At 71.5% G+C, this 23,272-nt stretch carries 24 protein-coding genes; 15 read left to right on the top strand and 9 right to left on the bottom strand.

What is annotated here, in order from left to right; genetic code table 11:
• Positions 1-10: 10 nt before the first annotated feature.
• The 3 genes from dapE to OG522_RS13510 all read left to right on the top strand — a co-directional run bounded on the left by dapE (position 11) and on the right by OG522_RS13510 (position 3,176).
• Positions 11-1,090 (top strand): succinyl-diaminopimelate desuccinylase, encoded by a 1,080-nt coding sequence (dapE, locus tag OG522_RS13520; protein ID WP_329463221.1) that lies wholly within the window; start codon positions 11-13, stop codon positions 1,088-1,090.
• 165 nt (positions 1,091-1,255) lie between these two features.
• Complete coding sequence (locus OG522_RS13515; RefSeq protein WP_329463220.1) at positions 1,256-2,020, top strand: TIGR00730 family Rossman fold protein; 765 nt, start codon at positions 1,256-1,258, stop codon at positions 2,018-2,020.
• A gap of 34 nt (positions 2,021-2,054) precedes the next feature.
• Complete coding sequence (locus OG522_RS13510; protein ID WP_443074695.1) at positions 2,055-3,176, top strand: IS630 family transposase; 1,122 nt, start codon at positions 2,055-2,057, stop codon at positions 3,174-3,176.
• Between the two features lie 52 nt (positions 3,177-3,228).
• Here the strand turns inward: OG522_RS13510 and folP are convergent, their stop codons facing one another.
• On the bottom strand, positions 3,229-4,113 hold the full coding sequence (folP, locus tag OG522_RS13505) for a dihydropteroate synthase (protein ID WP_329463219.1): 885 nt from the start codon (positions 4,111-4,113) through the stop codon (positions 3,229-3,231).
• 113 nt (positions 4,114-4,226) lie between these two features.
• Between folP and OG522_RS13500 the strand changes: the two genes are divergently transcribed.
• Complete coding sequence (locus tag OG522_RS13500) at positions 4,227-4,670, top strand: hypothetical protein (RefSeq protein WP_329463218.1); 444 nt, start codon at positions 4,227-4,229, stop codon at positions 4,668-4,670.
• Complete coding sequence (locus tag OG522_RS13495; protein ID WP_329463217.1) at positions 4,667-5,251, top strand: DNA-3-methyladenine glycosylase I; 585 nt, start codon at positions 4,667-4,669, stop codon at positions 5,249-5,251. The genes OG522_RS13500 and OG522_RS13495 overlap by 4 nt, the downstream gene beginning before the upstream one ends.
• Before the next feature lie 18 nt (positions 5,252-5,269).
• Here the strand turns inward: OG522_RS13495 and OG522_RS13490 are convergent, their stop codons facing one another.
• Complete coding sequence (locus OG522_RS13490; protein WP_329463216.1) at positions 5,270-6,070, bottom strand: enoyl-CoA hydratase/isomerase family protein; 801 nt, start codon at positions 6,068-6,070, stop codon at positions 5,270-5,272.
• Between the two features lie 320 nt (positions 6,071-6,390).
• Between OG522_RS13490 and OG522_RS13485 the strand changes: the two genes are divergently transcribed.
• Positions 6,391-6,558, top strand: coding sequence for a DUF3117 domain-containing protein (locus tag OG522_RS13485; protein WP_003966491.1), 168 nt, complete (start codon positions 6,391-6,393; stop codon positions 6,556-6,558).
• Positions 6,559-6,788: 230 nt separating this feature from the next.
• Here OG522_RS13485 and OG522_RS13480 read toward each other — a convergent pair whose 3' ends face one another.
• Entirely contained in the window at positions 6,789-7,454 is a 666-nt protein-coding gene (locus OG522_RS13480) for an O-methyltransferase (RefSeq protein ID WP_329463215.1), read from the bottom strand.
• A 166-nt stretch (positions 7,455-7,620) separates the two neighbouring features.
• Here OG522_RS13480 and sigE point away from each other — a divergent pair, with 166 nt between their 5' ends.
• The 5 genes from sigE to OG522_RS13455 all read left to right on the top strand — a co-directional run bounded on the left by sigE (position 7,621) and on the right by OG522_RS13455 (position 13,162).
• A complete protein-coding gene (gene sigE, locus OG522_RS13475; RefSeq protein ID WP_329463214.1) occupies positions 7,621-8,397 on the top strand; it encodes an RNA polymerase sigma factor SigE in 777 nt (258 codons plus the stop codon).
• Positions 8,394-9,380 carry an anti-sigma factor family protein gene (locus tag OG522_RS13470; protein ID WP_329463213.1) on the top strand — a complete coding sequence of 329 codons (987 nt, stop codon included), beginning with the start codon at positions 8,394-8,396 and terminating at the stop codon, positions 9,378-9,380. The genes sigE and OG522_RS13470 overlap by 4 nt, the downstream gene beginning before the upstream one ends.
• An 89-nt stretch (positions 9,381-9,469) precedes the next feature.
• Positions 9,470-11,539 carry a S1C family serine protease gene (locus OG522_RS13465; RefSeq protein WP_329463212.1) on the top strand — a complete coding sequence of 690 codons (2,070 nt, stop codon included), beginning with the start codon at positions 9,470-9,472 and terminating at the stop codon, positions 11,537-11,539.
• 358 nt (positions 11,540-11,897) lie between these two features.
• On the top strand, positions 11,898-12,350 hold the full coding sequence (locus tag OG522_RS13460) for a sec-independent translocase (protein ID WP_329463211.1): 453 nt from the start codon (positions 11,898-11,900) through the stop codon (positions 12,348-12,350).
• A gap of 131 nt (positions 12,351-12,481) precedes the next feature.
• Complete coding sequence (locus OG522_RS13455) at positions 12,482-13,162, top strand: hypothetical protein (RefSeq protein WP_329463210.1); 681 nt, start codon at positions 12,482-12,484, stop codon at positions 13,160-13,162.
• A 94-nt stretch (positions 13,163-13,256) separates the two neighbouring features.
• On the opposite strand, the gene OG522_RS13450 is transcribed toward OG522_RS13455, so the two are convergent.
• Genes OG522_RS13450 through OG522_RS13440 form a run of 3 tightly spaced genes read right to left on the bottom strand, consistent with a single transcriptional unit; the run spans position 13,257 to position 16,277 of the window.
• The gene (locus OG522_RS13450; protein ID WP_329463209.1) at positions 13,257-14,390 is read right to left on the bottom strand and encodes an Mrp/NBP35 family ATP-binding protein; all 1,134 of its coding nucleotides are present in this window, start codon (positions 14,388-14,390) and stop codon (positions 13,257-13,259) included.
• A gap of 44 nt (positions 14,391-14,434) precedes the next feature.
• Positions 14,435-15,013 (bottom strand): DUF1003 domain-containing protein, encoded by a 579-nt coding sequence (locus OG522_RS13445; RefSeq protein WP_329463208.1) that lies wholly within the window; start codon positions 15,011-15,013, stop codon positions 14,435-14,437.
• Positions 15,000-16,277: a magnesium transporter MgtE N-terminal domain-containing protein gene (locus OG522_RS13440; RefSeq protein ID WP_329463207.1), complete on the bottom strand. Its 1,278-nt coding sequence runs from the start codon at positions 16,275-16,277 to the stop codon at positions 15,000-15,002. Before OG522_RS13440 ends, OG522_RS13445 begins: the two co-directional genes overlap by 14 nt.
• Positions 16,278-16,477: 200 nt before the next feature.
• On the opposite strand from OG522_RS13440, the gene OG522_RS13435 reads away from it, so the two are divergent.
• Complete coding sequence (locus tag OG522_RS13435) at positions 16,478-17,224, top strand: hypothetical protein (RefSeq protein WP_329467571.1); 747 nt, start codon at positions 16,478-16,480, stop codon at positions 17,222-17,224.
• Between the two features lie 40 nt (positions 17,225-17,264).
• Here OG522_RS13435 and OG522_RS13430 read toward each other — a convergent pair whose 3' ends face one another.
• Both OG522_RS13430 and OG522_RS13425 read right to left on the bottom strand, forming a co-directional pair.
• Positions 17,265-17,795, bottom strand: coding sequence for a hypothetical protein (locus OG522_RS13430; RefSeq protein WP_329463206.1), 531 nt, complete (start codon positions 17,793-17,795; stop codon positions 17,265-17,267).
• Positions 17,796-17,848: 53 nt separating this feature from the next.
• A complete protein-coding gene (locus OG522_RS13425; RefSeq protein ID WP_329463205.1) occupies positions 17,849-18,973 on the bottom strand; it encodes a magnesium and cobalt transport protein CorA in 1,125 nt (374 codons plus the stop codon).
• 465 nt (positions 18,974-19,438) lie between these two features.
• Here OG522_RS13425 and OG522_RS13420 point away from each other — a divergent pair, with 465 nt between their 5' ends.
• Positions 19,439-20,023, top strand: coding sequence for a suppressor of fused domain protein (locus OG522_RS13420; RefSeq protein ID WP_329463204.1), 585 nt, complete (start codon positions 19,439-19,441; stop codon positions 20,021-20,023).
• A 136-nt stretch (positions 20,024-20,159) separates the two neighbouring features.
• Here OG522_RS13420 and OG522_RS13415 read toward each other — a convergent pair whose 3' ends face one another.
• The gene (locus OG522_RS13415; RefSeq protein WP_329463203.1) at positions 20,160-21,401 is read right to left on the bottom strand and encodes an MFS transporter; all 1,242 of its coding nucleotides are present in this window, start codon (positions 21,399-21,401) and stop codon (positions 20,160-20,162) included.
• A 215-nt stretch (positions 21,402-21,616) separates the two neighbouring features.
• Here OG522_RS13415 and OG522_RS13410 point away from each other — a divergent pair, with 215 nt between their 5' ends.
• Entirely contained in the window at positions 21,617-22,255 is a 639-nt protein-coding gene (locus OG522_RS13410) for a DUF6758 family protein (RefSeq protein ID WP_329463202.1), read from the top strand.
• 93 nt (positions 22,256-22,348) lie between these two features.
• Entirely contained in the window at positions 22,349-23,224 is an 876-nt protein-coding gene (locus OG522_RS13405; protein ID WP_329463201.1) for a PHP domain-containing protein, read from the top strand.
• Positions 23,225-23,272 lie beyond the last annotated feature (48 nt).

The following is a 23,272-nucleotide window of genomic DNA, read 5'->3' as shown; positions in this document are numbered from 1 at the left end:
GGTCGGGCGCATGGCTGACACCACCCTGGATCTCACCGCGGACGCCCCCACGCTCACCGCCAAGCTCGTCGACTTCCCCTCCGAGAGCGGCCAGGAGAAGCCGCTCGCGGACGCCATCGAGCACGAGCTGCGCAAGCTGGCGCACCTCACCGTCGACCGGTACGGCAACAACATCGTGGCGCGCACGAACCTCGGCCGCGCCGAGCGGGTCATCCTGGCCGGCCACATCGACACCGTGCCGATCGCCGACAACGTGCCCTCCCGCCTGGACGACGACGGCATGCTGTGGGGCTGCGGGACCAGCGACATGAAGTCGGGCGTGGCGGTGCAGCTGCGGATCGCGCAGACGGTCGCCGAGCCCAACCGCGACCTCACGTTCGTGTTCTACGACAACGAGGAGGTCGCGGCCCACCTCAACGGCCTCGGCAAGGTGGCCGAGGCCCACCCGGACTGGCTGGAGGGCGACTTCGCGGTGCTGCTCGAAGGCTCCAACGCCGAGGTCGAGGGCGGCTGCCAGGGCACCTTGCGGGTCCTGTTGAAGACCACCGGAGAGCGCGCCCACTCCGCGCGCAGCTGGATGGGCTCCAACGCCGTCCACAGTGCCGCACCGATCCTGGCGAAGCTGGCCGCGTACGAACCGCGCCGCCCGGTGATCGAGGGCCTGGAGTACCACGAGGGCCTCAACGCGGTACGCATCGAGGGCGGGGTCGCCAACAATGTGATCCCGGACGAGTGCACGGTCACCGTCAACTACCGCTACGCCCCCGACCTCACCCGCGACCAGGCCATCGCCCACGTCCGCGAGGTCTTTGCCGACTGCGACATCGCCGAGTTCGTCGTCGACGACCACTCGGGCGGCGCGTTGCCCGGCCTCTCGCACCCGGCCGCGGCCGCGTTCATGGCGGCCGTCGGCGGCAGCGCCCTCCCCAAGTTCGGCTGGACCGACGTCGCGAGGTTCGGCGAGCTCGGCGTCCCGGCGGTCAACTACGGGCCGGGCGACCCGGTGCTCGCCCACAAGCGCGACGAGCGCGTCGCCGTGGAGCGCATCACGCACTGCGAGGTGCGGCTGCGGTCCTGGCTGACGGACTGAGCGCCCGGCCGGCGGGCCGAGCGAGGCCCCGGGGCCCGGTGACGGCGCGGTGGCCTTTCTCCGGGCCCCGGTCGTGGGGTGGCCTGCCGGAATTCCGCCATTCGTAACGTTCGCGGACCTACCCTGGCTGAGCACGCGCAACATCGTCAGTGGAGGGAGCACGGCATGGCCAACCCCGAGGGAGCACCGTTTCCGGCGGAGCAGCGGCTCGAACAGCGGCTCGGGCCGGTGCTGCGCCGGCGCGACCAGGTGCAGGCCGGCACCACCGACCAGCGTCTGCTCGACTCCGACGGCGACGGCTCCGAGTGGGTGCACACCGACCCCTGGCGGGTCATGCGCATCCAGTCCGAGTTCGTCGAGGGCTTCGGCGCACTGGCCGAACTGCCCAGCGCCATCAGCGTGTTCGGCTCGGCCCGGACGCCCCCGGGCGCACCCGAGTACGAGGCGGGCGTGCGGATCGGCCGGGCGCTGGTCGACGCGGGCTTCGCCGTCATCACGGGCGGCGGGCCCGGCGCGATGGAGGCCGCGAACCGGGGAGCCAGGGAGGGCAACGGCATCTCCGTCGGCCTCGGCATCGAGCTGCCCTTCGAGCAGGGGCTGAACCCGCACGTCGACATCGGCGTCAACTTCCGGTACTTCTTCGTCCGCAAGACGATGTTCGTCAAGTACGCCCAGGGGTTCGTGGTGCTGCCGGGCGGGCTCGGCACCCTGGACGAGCTGTTCGAGGCCCTGACCCTGGTCCAGACGCGCAAGGTCACCCGCTTCCCGATCGTGCTGTTCGGCACGGCGTACTGGGGCGGCCTCGTCAACTGGCTGCGCGACACCGTGGTCGGCCAGGGCAAGGCCTCCGAGGGCGACCTCCTGCTGTTCCACGTCACGGACGACGTGGACGAGGCGGTGGCCCTGGTGACCAAGGAGGTCGGGCGCTAGTGTCCTGCGCCAGTAGTGGTTCGTTAGTTGTTGTGTGACTTCTGCTGCTGGTGCGTCAGTTCCTCGTCGGGGTCCGAAGCTGGAGGCGTTACTCCTGGCCGAGGACGAGCGTGCGGTGCTCGAGCGGTGGACCCGCCGTGCGAAGTCGGCGCAGTCACTTGCTCTGCGGGCGCGGATCGTGCTGGCGTGTGCGGGCCCGCAAGTGCCGCCGATCGTGGAGGTGGCCCGGAACCTGGGGGTGGCTGCGGACACGGTCCGCAAGTGGCGGCGCCGGTTCCTGGCTCAGCGTCTGGACGGGCTGGTGGATGAGCCCCGGCCGGGCCGGCCGCCCGTCATCGGGATCGATGCGGTGGAAGCCGTGGTGGTGGCGACCCTGGAGGAGATCCCGAAGAACGCGACCCACTGGTCGCGTTCTTCGATGGCGGACCGCAGTGGGCTGTCGAAGTCGACCGTCGGCCGGATCTGGCGGAGGTTCCAGCTCAAGCCCCATCTGACGGACACCTTCAAACTGTCGACGGATCCGTTGTTCGTGGAGAAGGTCCACGATGTCGTCGGCCTGTACTTCAACCCGCCCGAGGGCGCGGTGGTTCTCTCGGTGGACGAGAAGTCCCAGATCCAGGCCCTGGGCCGGTCCCAGCCCGTACTGCCGATGATGCCGGGCATGCCCGAGCGACGCACCCATGACTATGTGCGCAACGGGCTGACCACCTTGTTCGCCGCGTTCGACGTCGCCACCGGTGAAGTCATCACCGCCCTGCACCGACGCCACCGGGCCCTGGAGTTCAAGAAGTTCCTGATCCGGATCGACAAGACAGTCCCTGCCCACCTGGCGGTCCATCTCATCGTCGACAACTACGGCACCCACAAGACCCCTACGATCAGAGCATGGCTGGGCAGACACCCCAGGTTCCACTTGCACTTCACCCCGACCTACTCATCCTGGCTCAACCAGGTCGAGCGGTGGTTCGGCTTCCTCACCGACCAGAAGATCCGCCGCGGCACACACCACAACGTGCAAACCCTAGAAGCCGACATCCGCACATGGGTCAAGGAGTGGAACACCAACCCCAAGCCATTCATCTGGACCAAAACCGCCGCAGAAATCCTCGACTCCCTCGCCCGCTACTGCCAACGGATCTCCGGCGCAGGACACTAGCCGCGGCCGGCCCGAGGGCGTGCGGCGGACCGCGGCGCCCCCTGTCCGCGTCCTAGGCCAGCCCCCGGCGGGCCACGGCCGGAGGGCGGTGGCCCGCGATGGACGCCACCATGTCGAGGATCTGGCGGGTCTCGGCGACCTCGTGCACGCGGTAGACGCGGGCGCCGAGCCAGGCGGACACCGCCGTCGTCGCCAGGGTGCCCAGCAGCCGCTCCTTCACCGGCCGGTCCAGCGTCTCGCCCACGAAGTCCTTGTTGGACAGCGAGACCAGGACCGGCCACCCGGTGTCGGCCATCTCCTCCAGGCGCCGCGTCGCCTCCAGGCTGTGCCGGGTGTTCTTCCCGAAGTCGTGACCGGGGTCGATCATGATCCCGTCGGGCCGCACGCCCAGCTCCACGGCCCGCTCGGCCAGGCCGACCGTGACCCGCAGGATGTCCGCCATGACGTCGTCGTACGCGATCCGGTGCGGCCGGGTGCGCGGCTCCACGCCGCCCGCGTGCGTGCAGACCAGACCGGCGCCGTAGCGCGCCGCGACCTCGGCGAGCTTGGGGTCGACGCCGCCCCACGCGTCATTCAGGACGTCCGCGCCGGCCTCGCACACCGCCGCACCCACGTCGTGCCGCCAGGTGTCGACGCTGATGACGACCTCGGGGAACCGCTTGCGCACCTCGGCGACGAATCCGACCGTGCGCCGCGCCTCCTCCTCGGCGGTCACCTCCTCGCCGGGGCCCGCCTTCACCCCGCCGATGTCGATGATGGCGGCGCCCTCCGCCACCGCCTGCTCCACGCGGGCCAAGGCGGGCGCGTCGCGGAACGTGGCGCCCCGGTCGTAGAAGGAGTCGGGGGTCCGGTTCACGATCGCCATGATCACCGGCTCGTGCGCGGCGAACTCCCGTCGGCCAAGCCGCAGCGTGCCGCGCTCCGTTCCGCTGTGCATCCCCTGTGTCCTCCGGTGTCTTCCCTGGTCGATGTCCGCCTGCGACCCTAACTGTCAGTGCCGCATGGCACGATCGGACCCGACAGTTTCCGGCGTCGGGAAGAGGCTCGCTCGTGTTCTGGTTCTTGCTGATCGCGATGGTCGTCGTGGTCGCCGCGGTGACCCTCGCCGTGGTGGGCGGCGGCGGTGACGACGGCGGGGTGCTGCCGGACGCCGAGCCCGAGCACCTGGTGGATCCGCTGCCCGAGCACCGCCCGGTGGCCCGCGATGACTTGGAGGCGCTGCGCATCCCGGTGGCGCTGCGGGGCTACCGGATGGCCGACGTGGACGACGTGCTGAGCAGGCTCGGCGCCGAGCTCGCCGAGCGGGACGCGCGGATCGCCGACCTTCAGGCGGCCCTGAGCGGCAGCCGCGCGACGGCTTCGGCGGGCCCCGCCGGGTCCAGCGCCGTGGCCGGACACGAGCAGGACCGGCCGGGGCTCACGACCGGCGGCCCGAGCCCGGCGGCGCACGAGCCCGACACCGCCCGGCCGACCGACGAGGAGCCCCAGGCGTGACCGCCGCGATCCCCGGCCCCGACGGCCGGCTGCGCTGCCCCTGGGGTCTGTCGACCCCGGACTACGTGACGTACCACGACACCGAGTGGGGCCGCCCGGTGCACGGCGACGACGCGCTGTTCGAGCGGCTCTGCCTGGAGGCCTTCCAGTCGGGGCTCTCCTGGATAACGATCCTGCGCCGCCGCGAGGGATTCCGGCGTGCCTTCGCGGACTTCAAGATCCCGGCGGTCGCGGAGTTCACCGACGCCGACAAGGAGCGGCTGCTCGGCGACGAGGGCATCATCCGCAACCGCGCCAAGATCGAGGCGGCGGTCGCCAACGCGCGGGTCCTGGCCGAGTGGTCACCGGGCGAGCTCGACACCCTGATCTGGTCGTACGCCCCGGACCCGGCCACTCGCCCGGCGCCCCGGACCCTGGCGGACGTCCCGGCCGTGACCGACGATTCGACGGCCCTGGCCAAGGCCCTGAAGAAGCGGGGCCTGCGCTTCATCGGCCCGACGACGGCGTACGCCCTGATGCAGGCGTGCGGCCTGGTCGACGACCACCTGGCGGACTGTGTGGCGCGGGGCGGCGCCGCCTGAGCACCGCCCCGGCGGCCGTCAGCGCCCGACGTAGTTCGGCTTCTCCTTGGCGAGGAAGGCCGTGACCGCGATCGCGTGATCCTCGGAGGCGCCCGCCTTCGTCTGGAGCTCGTCCTCCTTCTCCAGCGTCTCGGCGAGCGTATGGCCCGCGCCATAGGCCAGGGACGCCTTCAGGGCCCCGTACGCCACCGTCGGGCCGGACGCCAGCGTGCGGGCCGTCGCCAGGGCCTCGGCGGCCAGTTCGGCGGCCGGGACGACCCTGTTCACGAGGCCGAGTTCGTACGCCTCCTGTGCGGAGATCGAGCGCGGGAAGAGCAGCAGGTCGGCCGCGCGCGACTGGCCGACCAGGCGCGGCAGCGTCCACGAGACGCCCGAATCGGCGGTCAGCGCCACCCCGGCGAACGACGTGTTGAACGCCGCCGTGTCCGCGACCACCCGGTAGTCCGCGGCCAGCGCGAAGCCCAGCCCGGCACCCGCCGCGACCCCGTTGACGCCGGCCACCACGGGCTTCGGCATCTCCGTGAGCGCCTTCAGGATCGGGTTGTAGTGCTCCCGCACGGTGCTCATCGTCTGCCCGGTGCCCGCCTCGCGGTCCGCCGTCAGCGAGGCCACGTGCTCCTTGAGGTCCTGGCCGACGCAGAACGCCCGGCCGGTCGCGGTGAGCAGCACGGCCCGTACCGCGGGGTCCGCGGCGGCGGCCCGCGCCGCCTCGCGCAGCGCGACCTTGGCCTCCGTGTTCATGGCGTTCATGGCCTCGGGCCGGTTGATCGTGATCGTCGCGAGCCCGTCGCTCACCTCGTACAGCACGCTGTCGGCCATGGTCGGATCCCCTCCGTCGCGGATGTCGCGCAGTCGTCGTGTCCGCCCAGCATGGCGGAGATCACCAGCGGTGGGCATGTGACCTGCGTCAAACAATCGGCCTTGTGGGAGGAACCCGCGGCGGCGAAGTATCGCAGGCGGATCGCCGAATTGGGTGGTTTTGATAGAGCGCGTTGCGCAAGCGATGCAGACCGATGTTGGTCATCGGGTCCTGCGATGCGGGATAATGACCTGGAAGCAATGTGTTCGATGCCGTGACGCGTGCCCAATCCCGGGGGCCGTCGGCTGACGATGAGCTGGTTTCAGGAAGGGGAACGAGCATGGCGGCCATGAAGCCGCGGACGGGCGACGGCCCGCTCGAGGTGACCAAGGAGGGGCGGGGCATTGTCATGCGCGTTCCGCTCGAAGGCGGCGGTCGGCTTGTCGTCGAGCTGACTCCGGACGAGGCCGATGCCCTCGGCGATGCCCTGAAGAAGGTCGTCGGCTGAGCTAGCGGGTTCGACCCAGACTCTTTGCACCGCCCCGGTTCGGTATGTACGACTGTGCATGCCGTGCCGGGGCTGTGCTGTTTCCGGGTCCTGGGCTGGGGGCGGTCCCGTGTGGTGTCGGGTGCCCCGTCGGGCCGGGTTCAATCGGCGGGCGACCGAGTCCTGTGGCCGTTGCGGATTTCGCTGATGGACGGCGGAGGCCGGGCCGGGGCGGCTGTGGTGCGGCCGGGTCAGCCGCGGCGGACCGCGCAGAGCAGCCCGTCGCCGACCGGCAGCAGCGACTCCACCAGCTCGGTGCTCTCGCGCACCGCGCGCAGCAGCTCGCGCAGCCGCAGCACCTCGGCAGGCTGCACCCCCGAATCGACCGTGCGGCCGTCCGCGAAGACGCCCTCGAAACAGACGATTCCGCCGGGGCGCAGCAGGCGCAACGATTCAGCGAGGCAGTCCAGGGACTCGGTCCGGTCCCCGTCGCAGAACACCAGGTCGTAACCGCCGTCGGCGAGCCTCGGCAGGACGTCCAGGGCGCGCCCCGGAATGAAGCGCGCCCGGTTGGCGGCGAAGCCCGCCGCGCGGAACGCCTGCTTGGCGAACTGCTGGCGGTCCGGCTCGGGATCGACGGTGGTCAGCACGCCGTCCGGCCGCAGCCCCTGGAGGAGATAGATCCCGGAGACGCCGGTGCCGGTGCCGATCTCCGCGACCGCCTTGGCGTCCGCCGTGGCAGCGAGCAGCCGCAGCGCGGCGCCGGTCCCCGGAGACACCGAACGCAGACCTGCCTCACGGGCCCGGTCCCGGGCCCAGCGCAGCGCGTCGTCCTCGGCGACAAAGGCGTCGGCGAACGCCCAGCTCGTCTGCCGGTTGGCGGTAATGGCCCTCTCCTGTCCCCTTGGTTGGCGCAACGGTGACTGTATCCGCTGGAGTCGGGAACCCGCAGATGGGACCGCGCGTTATGCAGGAGAGGGGGAACAGCGGGGGGAGCGCATGGACAAGTTCGGAGCAGAGGGCCGGAAGCCGGTCCCAAATGCACGTAAAGATTCTTATCCGGAGCTAACGGGCGAGGTGGCTATGGTAGGGGCTCCACTGGACACCACCAGAGCCGACAGGGGAGGTGCGGCTGCGCCTGTGGATCGGGGAGGAGTGCTGCGGCGCTTTCTCAGGTCGGCGGGTGAGCCGAAATCCGTGACCAACATTGCTGACCGTTCCCGCGCTACCAGCTCCGCAACCACCGCGACCTTCGCCGACGCGGATTCCCAGGCGTGGACTCCCCCTACGTGGGAGGAGATCGTCAGCACGCACAGCGGCCGCGTCTACCGTCTCGCCTACCGCCTGACGGGCAATCAGCACGATGCGGAGGACCTCACGCAGGAGGTCTTCGTCCGCGTCTTCCGCTCCCTGTCGACGTACACGCCGGGCACCTTCGAGGGCTGGCTGCACCGCATCACCACCAACCTCTTCCTCGACATGGTCCGCCGTCGCCAGCGGATCCGCTTCGACGCGCTCGGCGACGACGCGGCGGAGCGCCTGCCGAGCCGCGAGCCCTCGCCCCAACAGGTCTTCAACGACGCCCACTTCGACGCCGACGTACAGCAGGCGCTCGACACGCTGGCGCCCGAGTTCCGTGCGGCCGTCGTCCTGTGCGACATCGAGGGACTCTCGTACGAGGAGATCGCCGCCACCCTCGGAGTGAAGCTCGGCACCGTCCGCAGCCGGATCCACCGCGGCCGCTCCCACCTGCGCAAGGCCCTTCAGCACCGCTCGCCCGAAGCCCGCGCGGAGCAGCAGCGCGCGCTCGCGGGGGTGGCGCCCGGAGTTCTCGGGGTGGTCGGAGAGGGGACGGCGTGAGTGGTACGAGTCCCACCCCCGCGGAACAACACCTGGGGGACCGGCTCGCGGCCCTGGTCGATGGCGAGCTGAACCACGATGCCCGCGAGCGGGTCCTGTCCCATCTGGCGACCTGCGCCAAGTGCAAGGCGGAGGCCGACGCTCAGCGCCGGCTGAAGAGCGTGTTCGCCCAGGCGGCCCCGCCGTCCCCGTCGGAAGGCTTCCTCGCCCGGCTCCAAGGACTGCCCGGCGGGCCCACCGGACCCGGGGGTGACGACGACGGTCCGGGGGGCCCACTTGGCCAAGGGCGCCGGGCCGACGGGTTCTTCGGAGGGCTCGGAGCGCTGAGTCCGACCGCGGGCGACGCGGCGGACCCGCGTGTGCCCCGAGGATCGGGCGGCTTCGGCTACGTCCCGGTCGGCTCCCACGCCGCGGTGCTGCCGGGCGCGCTGACAGGCGGCGGTTTCCGCATCCACGAGGTGGACAGACCCGAGCAGGACCGGTCCGGCTCGGCATGGCGTGGGCGCAGATTCGCCTTCGCGGCCGCAAGTGCCGTGTCCCTGGCGGCGATTGCGCTCGGCGGCACCCTTCCGCTGGGTTCGGTGAGCGGCGCGCGTACGGCGGGCGGCAGCAATGTCACCCCGCTGCGGTCCGGGTTCTCGGCGCCGAGCAGCAGCTCCGCCGAGGACCGCAGGCGCGGCGGCGGGGTGCTCTCGGTGGCGTCCGCGCAGCCCATGGCTCCGGCGGCGGGGGGCTTCAGCAACCTCAACGGCATGCCCGTGCAGAACGGCCCCGTCCGGCCGTTGGGCGGCGCGTTCCCGGCGGGCCGGCTGAACGGTTCGTCCCTGCCGCCTTTGATACGCCCGGCGGTGGCGACCCTGCCGCTCACCACGACGGACCTTCCGGTGGGAGTGCTCGCCGTGGCCCCCTCCATCACCTCGCCGACGCCGACGCACCTGGCGGCCCCGCTCGCCTCCGGGCTGCCGTTCACCGCTCGGCACTGACCGCGCCCTGCCGCCGCCCCCGGCAACCTGGTTGAATCCGGGGGAGGGTGCCCGTCAGGGCACGCGGGTCAGCGAGTTGCGGGGAGAGCATGAACGAGGGGAAACCCACCGGGCCGAAGCCGAAGTGGTGGAGCCGCCCCCTGGCGGGCCGCCCCCGCGACACCGCCCCCGCCGAACCCCTCACCGAAACCTACGACTTGGCCCCGCCGATCCGCCCAGCCGAGGCAAGCCCGGTCGCTGAGATGGGTCCTGGCGCTGGGCCGGTTCCGGTTGCTGATGTGGGTTCTGCGGGTGGGCCGGTTCCGGTTGCTGATGCGGGTCCTGCGGGTGGGTCGGCTCGGGTCGGTGGCGCGGGTCCCGCCGGGGGGCCGGTTCCGGTTGCCGACGGGGGGCCCGCCGCCGAGGCGAGCCCGGTCGCTGGCGCGGGTCCCGCCGCTGGGTCCGCTCCGGTTGCCGAACCGGCCCCGCTAAGCACGGTCGCCCAGGGCGTCGAAGCGCCCAACGCCGTCGAGCAGGGGCCCTCCGCCGAGCGCCACGACGTACCTCCGGAACCGCGCCCCGCGCCCCCGGCCCCCCGCCAGCCCCTGCACGCCCCCGACCCCTATGGGACGCCTCCCTACGGCGGGCCGGGGCCGTGGGCGCCCGCGCCGCCCGTGCAGCGGCCGGTGCCGACGCCGCCGGGCGGCACCGAGCTGCCCTCACAGGCCGCCTACCCAGCACCGCAGGCACCGGCCCAGCAAGCCCCGCATGCCGCACCGCAGGCACCGGCGCAGCAAGCCCCGCATGCTGCACCGCAGGCACCGGCGCAGCAAGCCCCGCATGCTGCACCGCAGGCACCGGCCCAGCAAGCCCCGCACGCCGTACCGCAGGCACCTGCCCCGCAGGCCGCGCACCCGGCGCCGGCGGCCCCCGGGTCCGTACCCGCACCGCAATCCCCGCACCCCGCGCCGCAGGCAGCCGCCGCACTTCCGCCGAGTTCCCAGTGGGTTCAGTACGACCCCTGGGGAGCGTCGGCCGAGCCGTTCAGTGTGGCGGGGCAGCCCGTGGTCAAGAAGCGGCGGCGCGGGGCGCTGCTGGCCGGGGCCGTGCTGCTGGCGCTGGTCGCCGGTTGCATCGGCGGCGGCGTCGGGGCCTACATCGAGCGCAATGGCGGGATCACCAGCGTGCATCTCCCGCAGGCCGATAAGGAACCGCAGGGCCGGGCGCCGGACAGCGTCGCCGGGATCGCCGCGAGCGCGCTGCCGAGCGTGGTCACCCTCCATGTGACCGGCGCCACCGAGTCCGGTACCGGCACCGGCTTCGTGCTCGACAACGCGGGGCACATCCTCACCAACAACCACGTGGTCGAGCCCGCCGGTTCCTCGGGCAAGATCTCGGTCACCTTCAGCGGGGGCGAGAGCGCGCCCGCCGAGGTGGTCGGCCGCGACACGGGGTACGACCTCGCCGTCGTGAAGGTCGCAGGCGTATCCGGGCTGAAGCCGCTGGCGCTGGGCAATTCCGACAACGTGCTGGTCGGCGACCCCGTGGTGGCCATCGGCGCGCCCTTCGACCTCTCCAACACCGTCACCTCGGGCATCATCAGCGCCAAGGACCGTCCCATCACCGCGGGGGGCGAGAAGGGCGACGGCACGGACGTCAGCTATGTCGACGCGCTCCAGACCGACGCCCCGATCAACCCGGGGAACTCCGGCGGTCCGCTGGTCGACTCCAAGGCCCGCGTCATCGGCATCAACAGCGCGATCAGGTCGGCGGGCAGCGGCAGCACGGACGGGAGTGGCGGCCAGCCCGGATCGATCGGGCTCGGCTTCGCCATACCGATCAACCAGGGCAAGCGGGTCGCCGAGGAGCTGATCAACACGGGCCGGGCGACGCACCCGGTGATCGGCGTCACGCTCGACATGAAGTTCACCGGAGACGGGGCCCGCGTCGGAGACAAGGCGGGCGACGGCGGCCCGGCCGTGGCCGCCAACGGACCCGGCGCCAAGGCGGGCATCAAGCCGCAGGACGTGATCACCAAGGTGGACGGCCAGCGGGTGCACAGCGGCGAGGAACTGATAGTGAAGATCCGCGCGCACCGCCCCGGTGACCAGCTGAGGCTGACGCTCCAGCGCGACGGCAAGGAGCAGGAGCTCACCCTGACACTGGGCTCCGCGTCATAAACGTCCCCGGGGTTATCAGCGTCCCCGGGGTCGGAGGCGTCCCCAGGGTCGTCAGCGTTCCCGGGGACATCAACGTCCCCGGCGCCTGCGGCTTCCCCGGGCCTGTTCGGGCTTCCCCGGGCGCGAACGCCTGCCCCGAGACCTCGTGGGCATACCCGGGCATCCGGGCGTCTCGGGGCTTCGAAAGCCTCATCCCGCGTCTTCGGGCGTCGTCGGGTGTCTTCGCCGATGTTCAAAGGTCACCCGGGATGTACCGTGCCGACAGTTTCGCCGGGTACCGTGGAGCGGTCCATGACTGGACGCGGAGCTGGGCATCAAGCGCCGAGATCGCGAGCACTGAGAACACGAGGAGCAGCGGGTGTTCACTGACATAGGGCCCATGGAGCTGGTCACACTCGTGGTCCTCGCCGTGCTCATCTTCGGCCCGGACAAGCTGCCCAAGCTGATCCAGGACGTATCGAACGTCATCCGCAAGGTGCGCAGCTTCTCCGAGAGCGCCAAGCAGGACATCCGGGCCGAGCTGGGTCCGGAGTTCAAGGACTTCGAATTCGAGGACCTCAACCCCAAGACGTTCGTTCGCAAGCAGCTGATGGACAACGACGACCTGGGGCTCAAGGAGATCCGCAACAGTTTCGACCTGCGCAAGGACATGGAAGAGGTCGCGGACGCCGTACACGGCCGCGAGTCGGCCGCCGCCACCACGGCCGCCAACGGCTCGGTGAACGGCTCGGGTGCCACCCCGGACCTGCTCAAGAAGCGCGAGAAGCTCGACCCGGGCGAGCGTCCCCCGTTCGACGCCGACGCCACCTGATACACGCCAATCCGACATGGGCTTCCCGATCAGCGGCATCGGGGTGGCTATCCTCCATCTGTCCGGCAGCCAGGACGCCCGAGGGGGGCGGGCCGCTCCGGACGCTACTGATCTAGGAGGCGGCCGGGCAGATGGAGACGACAAGCCGGGTGGCGGGCCAGCCCGCTCAAGGGGCGCCCGAAGGTGCCCAGTCCACACCGGAGGGAGTGCCGGGGGCCTGGCGTATGCTCGACGGCTATCTGCGGGCGCCCTTCCCCTGGTACGGACTCGACGAGGCCTACACCGGACCGCGCTGGCTGATGCAGGTGGCGATGGCCGCCGACGGCACGGTCCAGCACGGCGCGGTCGGACACGGTGACGAGCCGTCGATACGACCGGACGCCTCCGAGGGCTCCGCGGCCGACAGGGACCGGTTCGCGGTGGTGGTGACCATTCCGGCGAACCCGGTGCGCGATGACGGCACCGGCGTCCTGGAGGCCACCTCGGTCTCCTCGGCGGCCTGGCTCGCCGGTTCGGGCCTGCCGTCCTTCACCTGGCCCGCACAGATGGACCACGTGCGGCGCGGCGAATGGCTGGACCAGCAGACCGAGACGGCCTGGGAGCTCGCCGACGACCTGGAGAGTGCCGACTGGTCGACGCTCTCGCTCCCCGTCGACGGTGTGCCGACCGATTTCTACTACCGCGAATCCGAGTTCGGCTGGGTGCTCGCCGGCTCGGCGCGCAGCGGAGTGCACCTCGGAGCGTACGGCCGCGGGCTGAGCGCCTACGGGCTCGCGTTCTCGGTGATCGTGGACATCGCCTCGTACCAGTAGGAGCGAGCGGGGCGCGGAAGCATCCGGGCTCGTGCGCGGCCGTACGCGTAGGGGGCGCCCGCAATGGCGGGCGCCCCCTACGCGTACCTGGCGGCTAGAACTTGTTGCGCGGGGTGATGCCCAGCGACATGCCCGACAGGCCGCGGGCGCGGCCGCCCAGCTTGCCGGCGATGGCGCGCAGCGCGGCGCCCGCGGGGGAGTCCGGATTGGACAGGACGACGGGGCGGCCGTCGTCGCCGCCCTCGCGCAGGCGGACGTCGATCGGGATGGAGCCGAGCACGGGGACGCTGGCTCCGGTCGTCTTCGTCAGGCCGTCGGCGACCTTCTGGCCACCGCCGGTGCCGAACACGTCGACCATCTCGTCGCAGTGCGGGCACGGAAGGCCCGCCATGTTCTCGACCACGCCGACGATCTTCTGGTGGGTCTGCACGGCGATGGAGCCCGCCCGCTCGGCGACCTCGGCGGCGGCCTGCTGCGGGGTGGTCACGACGAGGATCTCGGCGTTCGGGACCAGCTGGGCCACCGAGATCGCGATGTCGCCGGTGCCCGGCGGCAGGTCGAGCAGCAGGACGTCCAGGTCGCCCCAGTACACGTCGGCGAGGAACTGCTGGAGCGCGCGGTGCAGCATCGGGCCGCGCCATACGACGGGTGCGTTGCCCGGCGTGAACATGCCGATGGAGATGACCTTCACGCCGTTCGCGGACGGCGGCATGATCATGTTCTCGACCTGGGTGGGACGGCCGTCGGCGCCCAGCATGCGGGGCACGGAGTGGCCGTAGATGTCGGCGTCCACGACACCGACCTTCAGCCCGTCCGCCGCCATCGCCGCGGCGAGGTTGACCGTTACTGAGGACTTGCCGACGCCGCCCTTGCCCGACGCCACCGCGTAGACCCGGGTCAGCGAGCCGGGCTGGGCGAACGGCACCTCGCGCTCGGCGGTGCCGCCGCGCAGGGCTGCGGCGAGCTCCTTGCGCTGCTCGTCGCCCATCACGTCGAGCGTCACGTCGACGCGGGTGACGCCCTCGACCCGCTCGACCGCCTCCGTCACGTTCTTGGTGATGGTCTCGCGCATCGGGCAGCCGGAAACGGTGAGGTACACCGTGACGGCAACCGCCCCGTCCGTCCCGATCTCAACTGATTTGACCATGCCGAGTTCAGTGATCGGTCGGTGGATCTCGGGGTCGTTCACCGTCGCCAGTGCCTCAAGCACCGCGTCTTCCGTAGCCATACGGTCGATGGTACGGCGCCTACCGCGCAGTACGGAAAGCCCTCTCAGCGGTCGCCTTCGTCACGTCCGTACCCCCGCTCCGGCGGGAATAGATGGCGCCGCTCCTCCATCTCCTTGACCAGGTCCTGGAGTTCGGAGCGGATCCAGTCGCGGGTCGCCACCTCGCCGAGGCCCATCCGCAGCGCGGCGATTTCCCGGGTGAGGTACTCGGTGTCCGCGATGGACCGCTCGTTCTGCTTGCGGTCCTGCTCGTGGGTGACCCGGTCCCGGTCGTCCTGCCGGTTCTGCGCGAGCAGGATCAGCGGAGCCGCGTACGAGGCCTGGAGCGACAGCGCGAGGGTCAGGAAGATGAACGGATAGTTGTCGAAGCGCAGGCTGCTCGGCGCGAAGATGTTCCAGGCGACCCAGAGGATGATGATCAGGGTCATCCAGACGATGAACCGCCCGGTGCCCAGGAAGCGGGCGATCCGCTCGCTGAACCGGCCGAACGCCTCCGGGTCGTACTCCGGAAGCAGCCGCACCCTGGGGGCCCGCGGCTGGTCGAGGCGGGTGCGCGGGCCGCGCGTCAGCGCGCTCGCGCCGCTCGCGCGGGTGCGCTCCTCGGTCCGGTCAGTGGCGCCCATGCGGAACCCCCTCCGGCCCGTGGAACTCCGTCTCGCGCCAGTCCTCCGGCAGCAGGTGGTCCAGCACGTCGTCGACGGTCACCGCGCCGAGCAGCGACCCGCTCTCGTCCACCACGGGCGCCGCGACCATGTTGTACGCGGCCAGGAAGCTGGTCACCGACGGCAGCGAGGCGTTCGGCGGCAGCGGCTTGAGGTCGCTGTCCACCACCGAGCTGACCAGCGCGAACGGCGGCTCGCGCAGCAACCGCTGGAAGTGCACCGTGCCCAGGTACTTGCCGGTCGGTGTCTCGTCCGGCGGCCGGCAGACGTACACCTGGGCCGCGAGCGCGGGCGAGAGGTCCTGCTGGCGCACCCGGGCCAGGGCGTCGGCGACCGTCGCGTCCGGGCGCAGCACGATCGGCTCGGTGGTCATCAGACCGCCCGCCGTGCGCTCCTCGTACGAGAGCAGCCGTCGCACGTCCGCCGCCTCGTCCGGCTGCATCAGCGTCAGGAGGCGCTCCTTGTCCTCCTCGGGCAGCTCCGAGAGCAGGTCGGCGGCGTCGTCCGGGTCCATCGCCTCCAGGACGTCGGCGGCGCGCTCGTCCTTCAGCTTGCCGAGGATCTCCACCTGGTCGTCGTCCGGCAGCTCCTCCATTACGTCCGCGAGCCGGTCGTCGTCGAGCGCCGCGGCAACCTCGGCGCGCCGCTTGGGCGACAGGTGGTGCATGACGTTGGCGAGGTCGGCCGGGCGCAGCTGCTCGAAGGTGGCGACCAGGTTCTCGGCGCCCTGCCCGTGCTCCTCCAGGGAGAACCCGGTGACGGCCGACCACTCGACGGTCAGCGTCTCGCCCTTGCGGCGCAGCGCGCCCGACTTCCCCCGGCGTACGAAGACCTTGTCGATCTCCCAGTCGCGGCGGGCGGGCAGCTGCTGGATCGCCACGTCGAGGACGGTGACCTGCTCGCCGTTCTCCACCAGCGTGACGCGGCGGTCGAGGAGTTCACCGAGGACCAGTCGCTCGGTGGGACGCTGCTCGAAGCGGCGCAGGTTGACCACGCCGGTGGTGATGACCTGGCCCGATTCGACACCGGTGACGCGGGTCATGGGCAGGAAGATGAGTCTGCGGCCCGCCACCTCGACGACGATGCCGAGCAGCCGGGGAGGTCTGCGGCCGACCCGCAGCATCGCCACCAGGTCGCGTACCCGGCCGACCTGATCACCGTTCGGGTCGAAGACGGCAACGCCGGCGAGGTGCGAAACGAAGACCCGGGGGGCGCCTGCCGCCATGTGAGCGCCTCCTTCTGTTCAGGGCAGCGCCTGAAACACCGCAACTGCAAGGGCCTCAGGCTATCCGCTGCCGACTCGGGACGCGCTTGCGGGTCGCCCGTCCGGCGCTGACCCGGACGGCGTGGGCCGGGCGGGTATGGTGCCCTCTGCCGACCCCTACACCCCTTGTGAGAGGCAGTGCGCAGGTGACCTCAACCCTGATGTCCGTACGGGTACGGGTACGGGCCCGCCGGGCCGCTCTGCCCGTCGCGCTCTGCGCGGGGCTCGCCGCGGCGCTCACCGCGTGCGCGTCCGACCCGGACGAGGGGACCAACGGCGTGGGCAGGCTGTCGGCGACCGAGATCGAGAACAAGGCGCGCACCGCGGCCGACGGCGCCGACGCGGTACGGCTCTCGGGCACGCTGGTCAGCAAGGGCGGTTCGTACAAGATCGACATGAAGCTGAAGGGGGCCGGCGGGACGGGCACGGTCACCTCGCAGAAGAGCACGTTCGGGCTGCTGCGGGTCGGGGACGACCTGTTCCTGAAGGCCGACGCGGGGTTCTGGTCGCACAAGGAGCCGAGCGGCGCGGGCGGGCCGACGTCCGCGGCAGGCAAGCTGGACGACAAGTACGTCAAGGTGCCGTCCGACGACCCCGCCTACCAGCAGCTGCGCGGTTTCACCGAGAAGTCGGCACTCCTCAAGGACATGCTCGGCCTCCAGGGCACGCTGTCCAAGGGCGACCACTCGCAGGTCGGCAACGTCCGTACGGTACGGATCGCGGCGGGCAAGAACGGCGAGGGCGGCACCCTCGACGTCGCCCTCCAGGGCACGCCCTACCCGCTGCGCTTCGAGCGCGCGGGCGGGGCGGGAGTGCTCGAACTGGCCGACTGGAGCATGGACTTCCCGCTTGCGCCGCCGGCCAAGGGGGACACGGTGGACTACGGCCGCCAGCTCCCCAAGACCTGACCGGGCCCCGGAGTTACGGAAGCCGCCGCCACCCCGCTCCTCAGGCGCCGGAGGGGCTGTCCTTCGCCTTGCGGCGCTTGAACAGCAGACGGGGCAGGCCCGCCGGGACCGGGTGTCTGGTCGTGACCGGGGTGGCGACCGGAGGCATGGCCAGAGAGCCCGTCGGGGCCTGTGTGGTGATGTCCTGCGGGGTCAGGCGCAGCACCCGGCACTCCCTGGCCCAGCGCCCTGTCATCGCCTCCCCGTCCGGTGCGTTCAGGCGCTTGCCCTTCAGCTCCGCCACCGCCGCGTCCCACTGCTCCGTGCCCGCCGCGACCTCTGTCACCGCCGCCGTCCAGGCGACGAGGCGGCCGCCCTTGTCCTTGCTGCGGACGGTGACCTGCGCCGTCCCGCCGTCCGCGAGGCCGTCCAGCGGCTGCTCGCCGTTCCCCCCGCCGACGACGTACGCCGCACCGTCGAGCCACGCGTGCCACAGCGCCCGCTCGGCCACCTGGGTGCCACGCACCCAGATGAGCCCGGACTTCTTGGTGGCCTCCTCGACGAGGGCCTGGTCGAGCAACGTCTGCGTCATGGCCACCACAGTAAAGGCCCCCGGCATCGGTCGGCGCCGCAGGTCGCGAGCGGTCAGAGCCAGCCGTTGCGCTTGAGGATGCGGTGGATGGCGACGCAGACGACGGCCGTCATGCCCATCGAGATGGGGTAGCCGTACTTCCAGTGCAGCTCCGGCATGTTGTCGAAGTTCATGCCGTACACGCCGCACACCATCGTCGGTACGGCGATGATCGCCGCCCAGGCCGTGATCTTGCGCATGTCCTCGTTCTGGGCGACGGAGGCCTGCGCGAGGTTGGCCTGGAGGATCGAGTTGAGCAGCTCGTCGAAGCCGATGACCTGCTCCTGCACCCGGGCGAGGTGGTCGGCGACGTCGCGGAAGTACTTCTGGATGTCGGGGTCCACGAGCCGCATCGGGCGCTCGCTCAGCAGCTGCATGGGCCGCAGCAGCGGCGAGACCGCGCGCTTGAACTCCATTACCTCGCGCTTGAGTTGGTAGATCCGGCTGGCGTCCACACCGCGCGGGCTGCCCTTGGCCGGTGCCGAGAAGACCTCGATCTCGACCTCGTCGATGTCGTCCTGGACCGCGTCCACGACCGCCAGATAGCCGTCGACCACCTGGTCGGCGATGGCGTGCAGCACCGCGGAGGGGCCCTTGGCGAGGAGCTCCGGGTCGCCCTGGAGGCGCTTGCGCAGGGCGCGCAGCGAGCCCTGGCCGCCGTGCCGGACGGTGATGACGAAGTCCCGCCCGGTGAAGCACATCACCTCGCCGGTCTCCACGACCTCACTGGTGGCGGTGAGTTCGGCGTGCTCGACGTAGTGGATCGTCTTGAAGACGGTGAACAGGGTGTCGTCGTAGCGCTCCAGCTTGGGACGCTGGTGCGCGTGCACCGCGTCCTCCACCGCCAGCGGGTGCAGCCCGAACTCGGCGGCGATACCGGCGAATTCGGCCTCGGTCGGCTCGTGCAGACCGATCCAGGCGAAGCCGCCGTCCTCGCGCACCCGCCGCATCGCCTCACGCGGCGTCAGACAGGCGGCGTCCTCGACGGGCTGGACGCGGCGCCCGTCGCGGTAGACCGCGCAGTCGACCACGGCGCTGCTCGCCGACGGGTCGCGGGTGGTGTCGTAGCCGCTGTAGGGGGTGCTGGTCTTGCGCAGCGCGGGGCGGACCACGGCGCGCAGGTCACGGATCATCGACATGGCGGGACTCCTTCACGGAGGGGCCGTCGGGGCGTGACACTCTGGAACTGCCCGAATGGGACGCAAAGCGGCAAGCGAAACCAAGGGTCCATATCGACCCCAAAAGGAATCAATCGCATACGTTCACACAGCGGGCGGCACCACAGGGGCACGCGGAGACGGCGTTCGCTACTGAAACGGACTGGGTGAGGCGATGTGCTCTTCCGCCGCGCGAAATGCCATGAGACTCGGGGTTTCCGGGGCCGGAGGCCGGGTAAGGAGGGTCTCAGATCACCGGGAACAACGAAGGCGTACAGAAGAGCGGTTGGTACTGCCAGGCCGACTTCGATCCATCGCAGCCCCACCTCCTCCAGCCGGTCCCCCGTGGGGGACTTCCTGCTGTCCTGAACAGCGGCCAAGACTATCAGCCCACTGTTGTGTCAAGGCCCCTCTTTGCCCGTTCGATACGCCTTCTATGCTCACCCCATGGTTGATGTTCTTGCTCTGGTCGAGGCCAGGCTGCGCACCGCACTTGGCGAGCCGGACGCGCGCGCCGCGGTGACCTTTCTCGGTACCGACCGCATCGAGGTGCTGCGCTTCACCGAGGGGGACATCGTCCGGTACGCCACCCTCGGCATGTCCGCCCAGCCGATGGCCGATCCCACCGCGCCGCTCGCCGACCCGGTGAAGGGTCCGCGCGCCGAGCTGGTCCTGTCCGTGCGCGCCGGGCTCGCCGACACCGACAAGGTGCTCCGCCCGCTCGCCGTACTCGCCGCCTCCCCGCAGGTGGAGGGCCTGGTGGTGGCCCCGGGCGCCTCGCTCGACCTCGGCGAACCGCTGTGGCCGGGCGCCCCGTTCAGCTCGGTCCTGGTCGCCGAGCCGGGCGGTCTGGTCGAGGACCTGGAGCTGGACGCGCCGCTGGACCCGGTGCGCTTCCTGCCGCTGCTCCCGATGACCACGAACGAGGCCGCGTGGAAGCGGGTCCGCGGCGGTCAGGAGCTGGAGGAGCGCTGGCTGGCCAACGGCACGGACCTGCGCGACCCCCTGCGCAAGTCCGTGCCCCTGGACTGAGCGCGCCCTGTCGTTCTTGCGGACGCGCCGGGGGGTTCAGTGGGAGGCGCGCCCCACCGGGACCCGGGGCTGTGACGTTGCGCGGTCTCGCGGCGACGGCCCGCGGCCGACGGACGCGTCACTTCCCGCCCCGTGCTCAGCTGGCGAAGACCGAGACGCCGTCCTCGGTCGCGTGGGACGGCTGGAGTTCGGCTGCCTCGTGGCTGAGCGACGTACGGCGGACCCATACGATCACCGCGCCGACCACCGCCGCGACGGCCGCGACCACGAACGGGGTGTGGATGTCGCTCCACTCCTCGATCTTCGGCGCGAAGTAGGGGGCCGCGGCCGCCGCGAACCAGCGGACGAAGTTGTAGCCCGCGCTCGCCACCGGCCGCGGCGCGTCGGAGACGCCCAGGGCCAGTTCGGTGTACACGGTGTTGTTGAGGCCGATGAACGCGCCGGACGCGATGGTCGCGGCGACTGCGGTGGTGTGGTTGCCGTAGCCCAGCACGATCAGGTCCGCGGCGAGCAGTACGAGTGAGCCGCCGAGCACCTTCAACGAGCCGAACCGCTCCTGGAGCCGTGGCGCGACGAGGACCGAGAACACCGCGAGCAGCACGCCCCAGGCGAAGAAGACGCCGCCCGACTTGTACGGCGACATGTTGAGCACGAACGGGGTGAAGGCGAGCACGGTGAAGAACGCGTAGTTGTAGAAGAAGGCGGACGCGGCGGCCGAGGCGAGCCCGCCGTGGCCGAGTGCCCGGACCGGATCGAGCAGCGAGGTCCGGCGCGCGGGCCGGGGCTGCTCCTTCAGGAAGGCGCTGATCGCGATGAAGCCGATCGCCATGAGGGCCGCGGTGCCGAAGAAGGGGTAGCGCCACTTCATGTCGCCGAGGACCGCGCCGAGCAGCGGGCCGCACGCCATGCCGAGGCCGAGCGCGGACTCGTACAGCAGGATCGCCTGCGCGCTGCCACCGGCGGCGGCGCCCACGATGACGGCGAGCGCGGTCGAGACGAACAGCGCGTTGCCGAGTCCCCAGCCGGCCCGGAAGCCGACGAGTTCGCCGACCGAGTTCGAGGTGCCCGCGAGCGCGGCGAAGACGACCACGAGGGCGAGGCCCGCGAGCAGCGTCTTCTTGCCGCCGATCCGGCTGGACACGAAGCCGGTGACCAGCATCGCGACCGCGGTGATCAGGAAGTACGAGGTGAAGAGCAGGGACACCTGGCTGGGCGTGGCGTCCAGGCCCTTGGCGATGGACGGCAGGATCGGGTCTACCAGGCCGATGCCCATGAAGGCGACGACGGACGCGCCGGCGGTCGCCCAGACCGCCCTGGGCTGGCGCAGCAGGCCGCCGGTTCCCGCGCCCGCGTCGAGAGGGTCCTTTCCTTGCCGCATGTCTGCTCCCACTTTCCGTCGGGTCCTCGGCCACGGGTTCGACCGCGGCCCTGGATGGTCGTGCCAGATCGTTGCGCAATACACACAATAGCTTAGGGAGGCTAATGACTGCAACATGAAACTACTTTTTCCGGGCCCGCGGCGACAGGCGGAGCGCACTCCGGACGGGTGATCGTCCTTGACGGGGCGACGGCCGGGGAGGACCGTGGGGCTCTATGAGGGGCGAACCCAGTTGCCCGAAGTGCGGAGGCCGGGTCAGGGCGCCCGGTCTCTTTGCCGACACCTGGCAGTGCGATGTACACGGCCCGGTGTATCCGCTCCAGCCGGTGATCCCGCCCAGTGTCGAGGCCTTGGAGGTCGTCGTGCGCCGGGCGCAGGTCCCGGTGTGGATGCCCTGGCCGCTGCCGGTCGGCTGGCTGTTCACGGGGGTGGCGTACGCGGGTGACGACCGCAGCGGCGGCCGCGCGACCGCCGTCGCCTGCTCGGGACCGGGGCCGCTGGGCGGCATCGGTGAGCTGATCCTGGTCGCGGAGGAACTGGGCGTCGGGCTCGGCGCGCGGTACGCGGGCATCGACGGACCCGACCCGGGCCCGTTCATGAGCGTCGACCGCCCCCCGCACACCAAGGTCCTGGCGGCCGGCCGGCCCACCCCGCTGTGGCACGTCACCGGCACCCCCGACGACCGCGCGGTCTTCGCGGGCGAGGCGCGCGGTCTGTGGCTGTGGGCGATCGTGTGGCCCGAGCAGTCCGGGCTCCTCATGTACGACGAGCTCGTCCTGACCGATCTGCGCGACGCGGGCGCCGAAGTGGAACTCCTGCCCTGCGGGGCCCTCACCCCCCGCGTCCTGTCCTGACCGGGGCCCGCTCGCGGGGGGACGGCGGGGCCCGAGCGGCCGGTTATCCTTGACTGTCCCCTGATCCGCCCCTTATGCCCTGGAGTACGCGTCGTGCGCATCGATCTGCACACCCACTCCACGGCCTCGGACGGTACGGACACCCCCGCCGAGCTGGTGCGCAACGCGGCCGCCGCCGGGCTCGACGTGATCGCGCTGACCGACCACGACACCACCCGCGGCTACGCCCAGGCCATCGCCGCGCTCCCGGGCCTCGACCGGGACCTCACCCTGGTCACCGGCGCCGAACTCTCCTGCCGCATCGACGGCGTGGGCCTGCACATGCTGGCCTACCTCTTCGACCCAGAGGAGCCCGAGCTCGTCCGCGAGCGCGAGCTGGTGCGGGACGACCGGGTGCCGCGCGCGCGGGGCATGGTCGCCAAGCTCCGCGAACTCGGGGTGCCCATCACCTGGGAGCAGGTCGCGCGGATCGCGGGCGACGGCTCGGTCGGCCGCCCCCACGTCGCCGAAGCCCTCGTCGAACTCGGCGTCGTCGACTCCGTCTCCGACGCCTTCGTGCCGGACTGGCTCGCCGACGGCGGCCGGGCCTACGTCGGCAAGCACGAGCTCGACCCGTTCGATGCGATCCGCCTGGTCAAGGCCGCGGGCGGCGTCACCGTCTTCGCCCACCCGCTCGCCCTCAAGCGCGGCCAGGTCGTGCCCGAGTCGGCCATCGCCGAACTGGCCGCCGCCGGACTCGACGGCATCGAGGTCGACCACACCGACCACGACGCGCCCACCCGGGCGCGGCTGCGCTCACTCGCCCGCGAGCTGGGCCTGCTGGCCACCGGCTCCAGCGACTACCACGGCAGCCGCAAGGCCGTCCGGCTCGGGGAGTGCACGACCGACCCCGAGATCTACGGCGAGATCACCCGCCGCGCCACGGGGGCCTTCCCCGTGCCGGGGGCGGGTGGAAGCGCTCGTTCCTAGCGGCGCTCCGTCCCGGCCACCTTGGCCGGGGGTTCCGCCCCGCGCCCC

Origin of the sequence: Streptomyces sp. NBC_01431 (assembly GCF_036231355.1) — a bacterium.
Taxonomy (GTDB): domain Bacteria; phylum Actinomycetota; class Actinomycetes; order Streptomycetales; family Streptomycetaceae; genus Streptomyces.
Note: the sequence above shows the minus strand (reverse complement) of the source record. Positions and strands in the feature narration are given on the sequence as shown.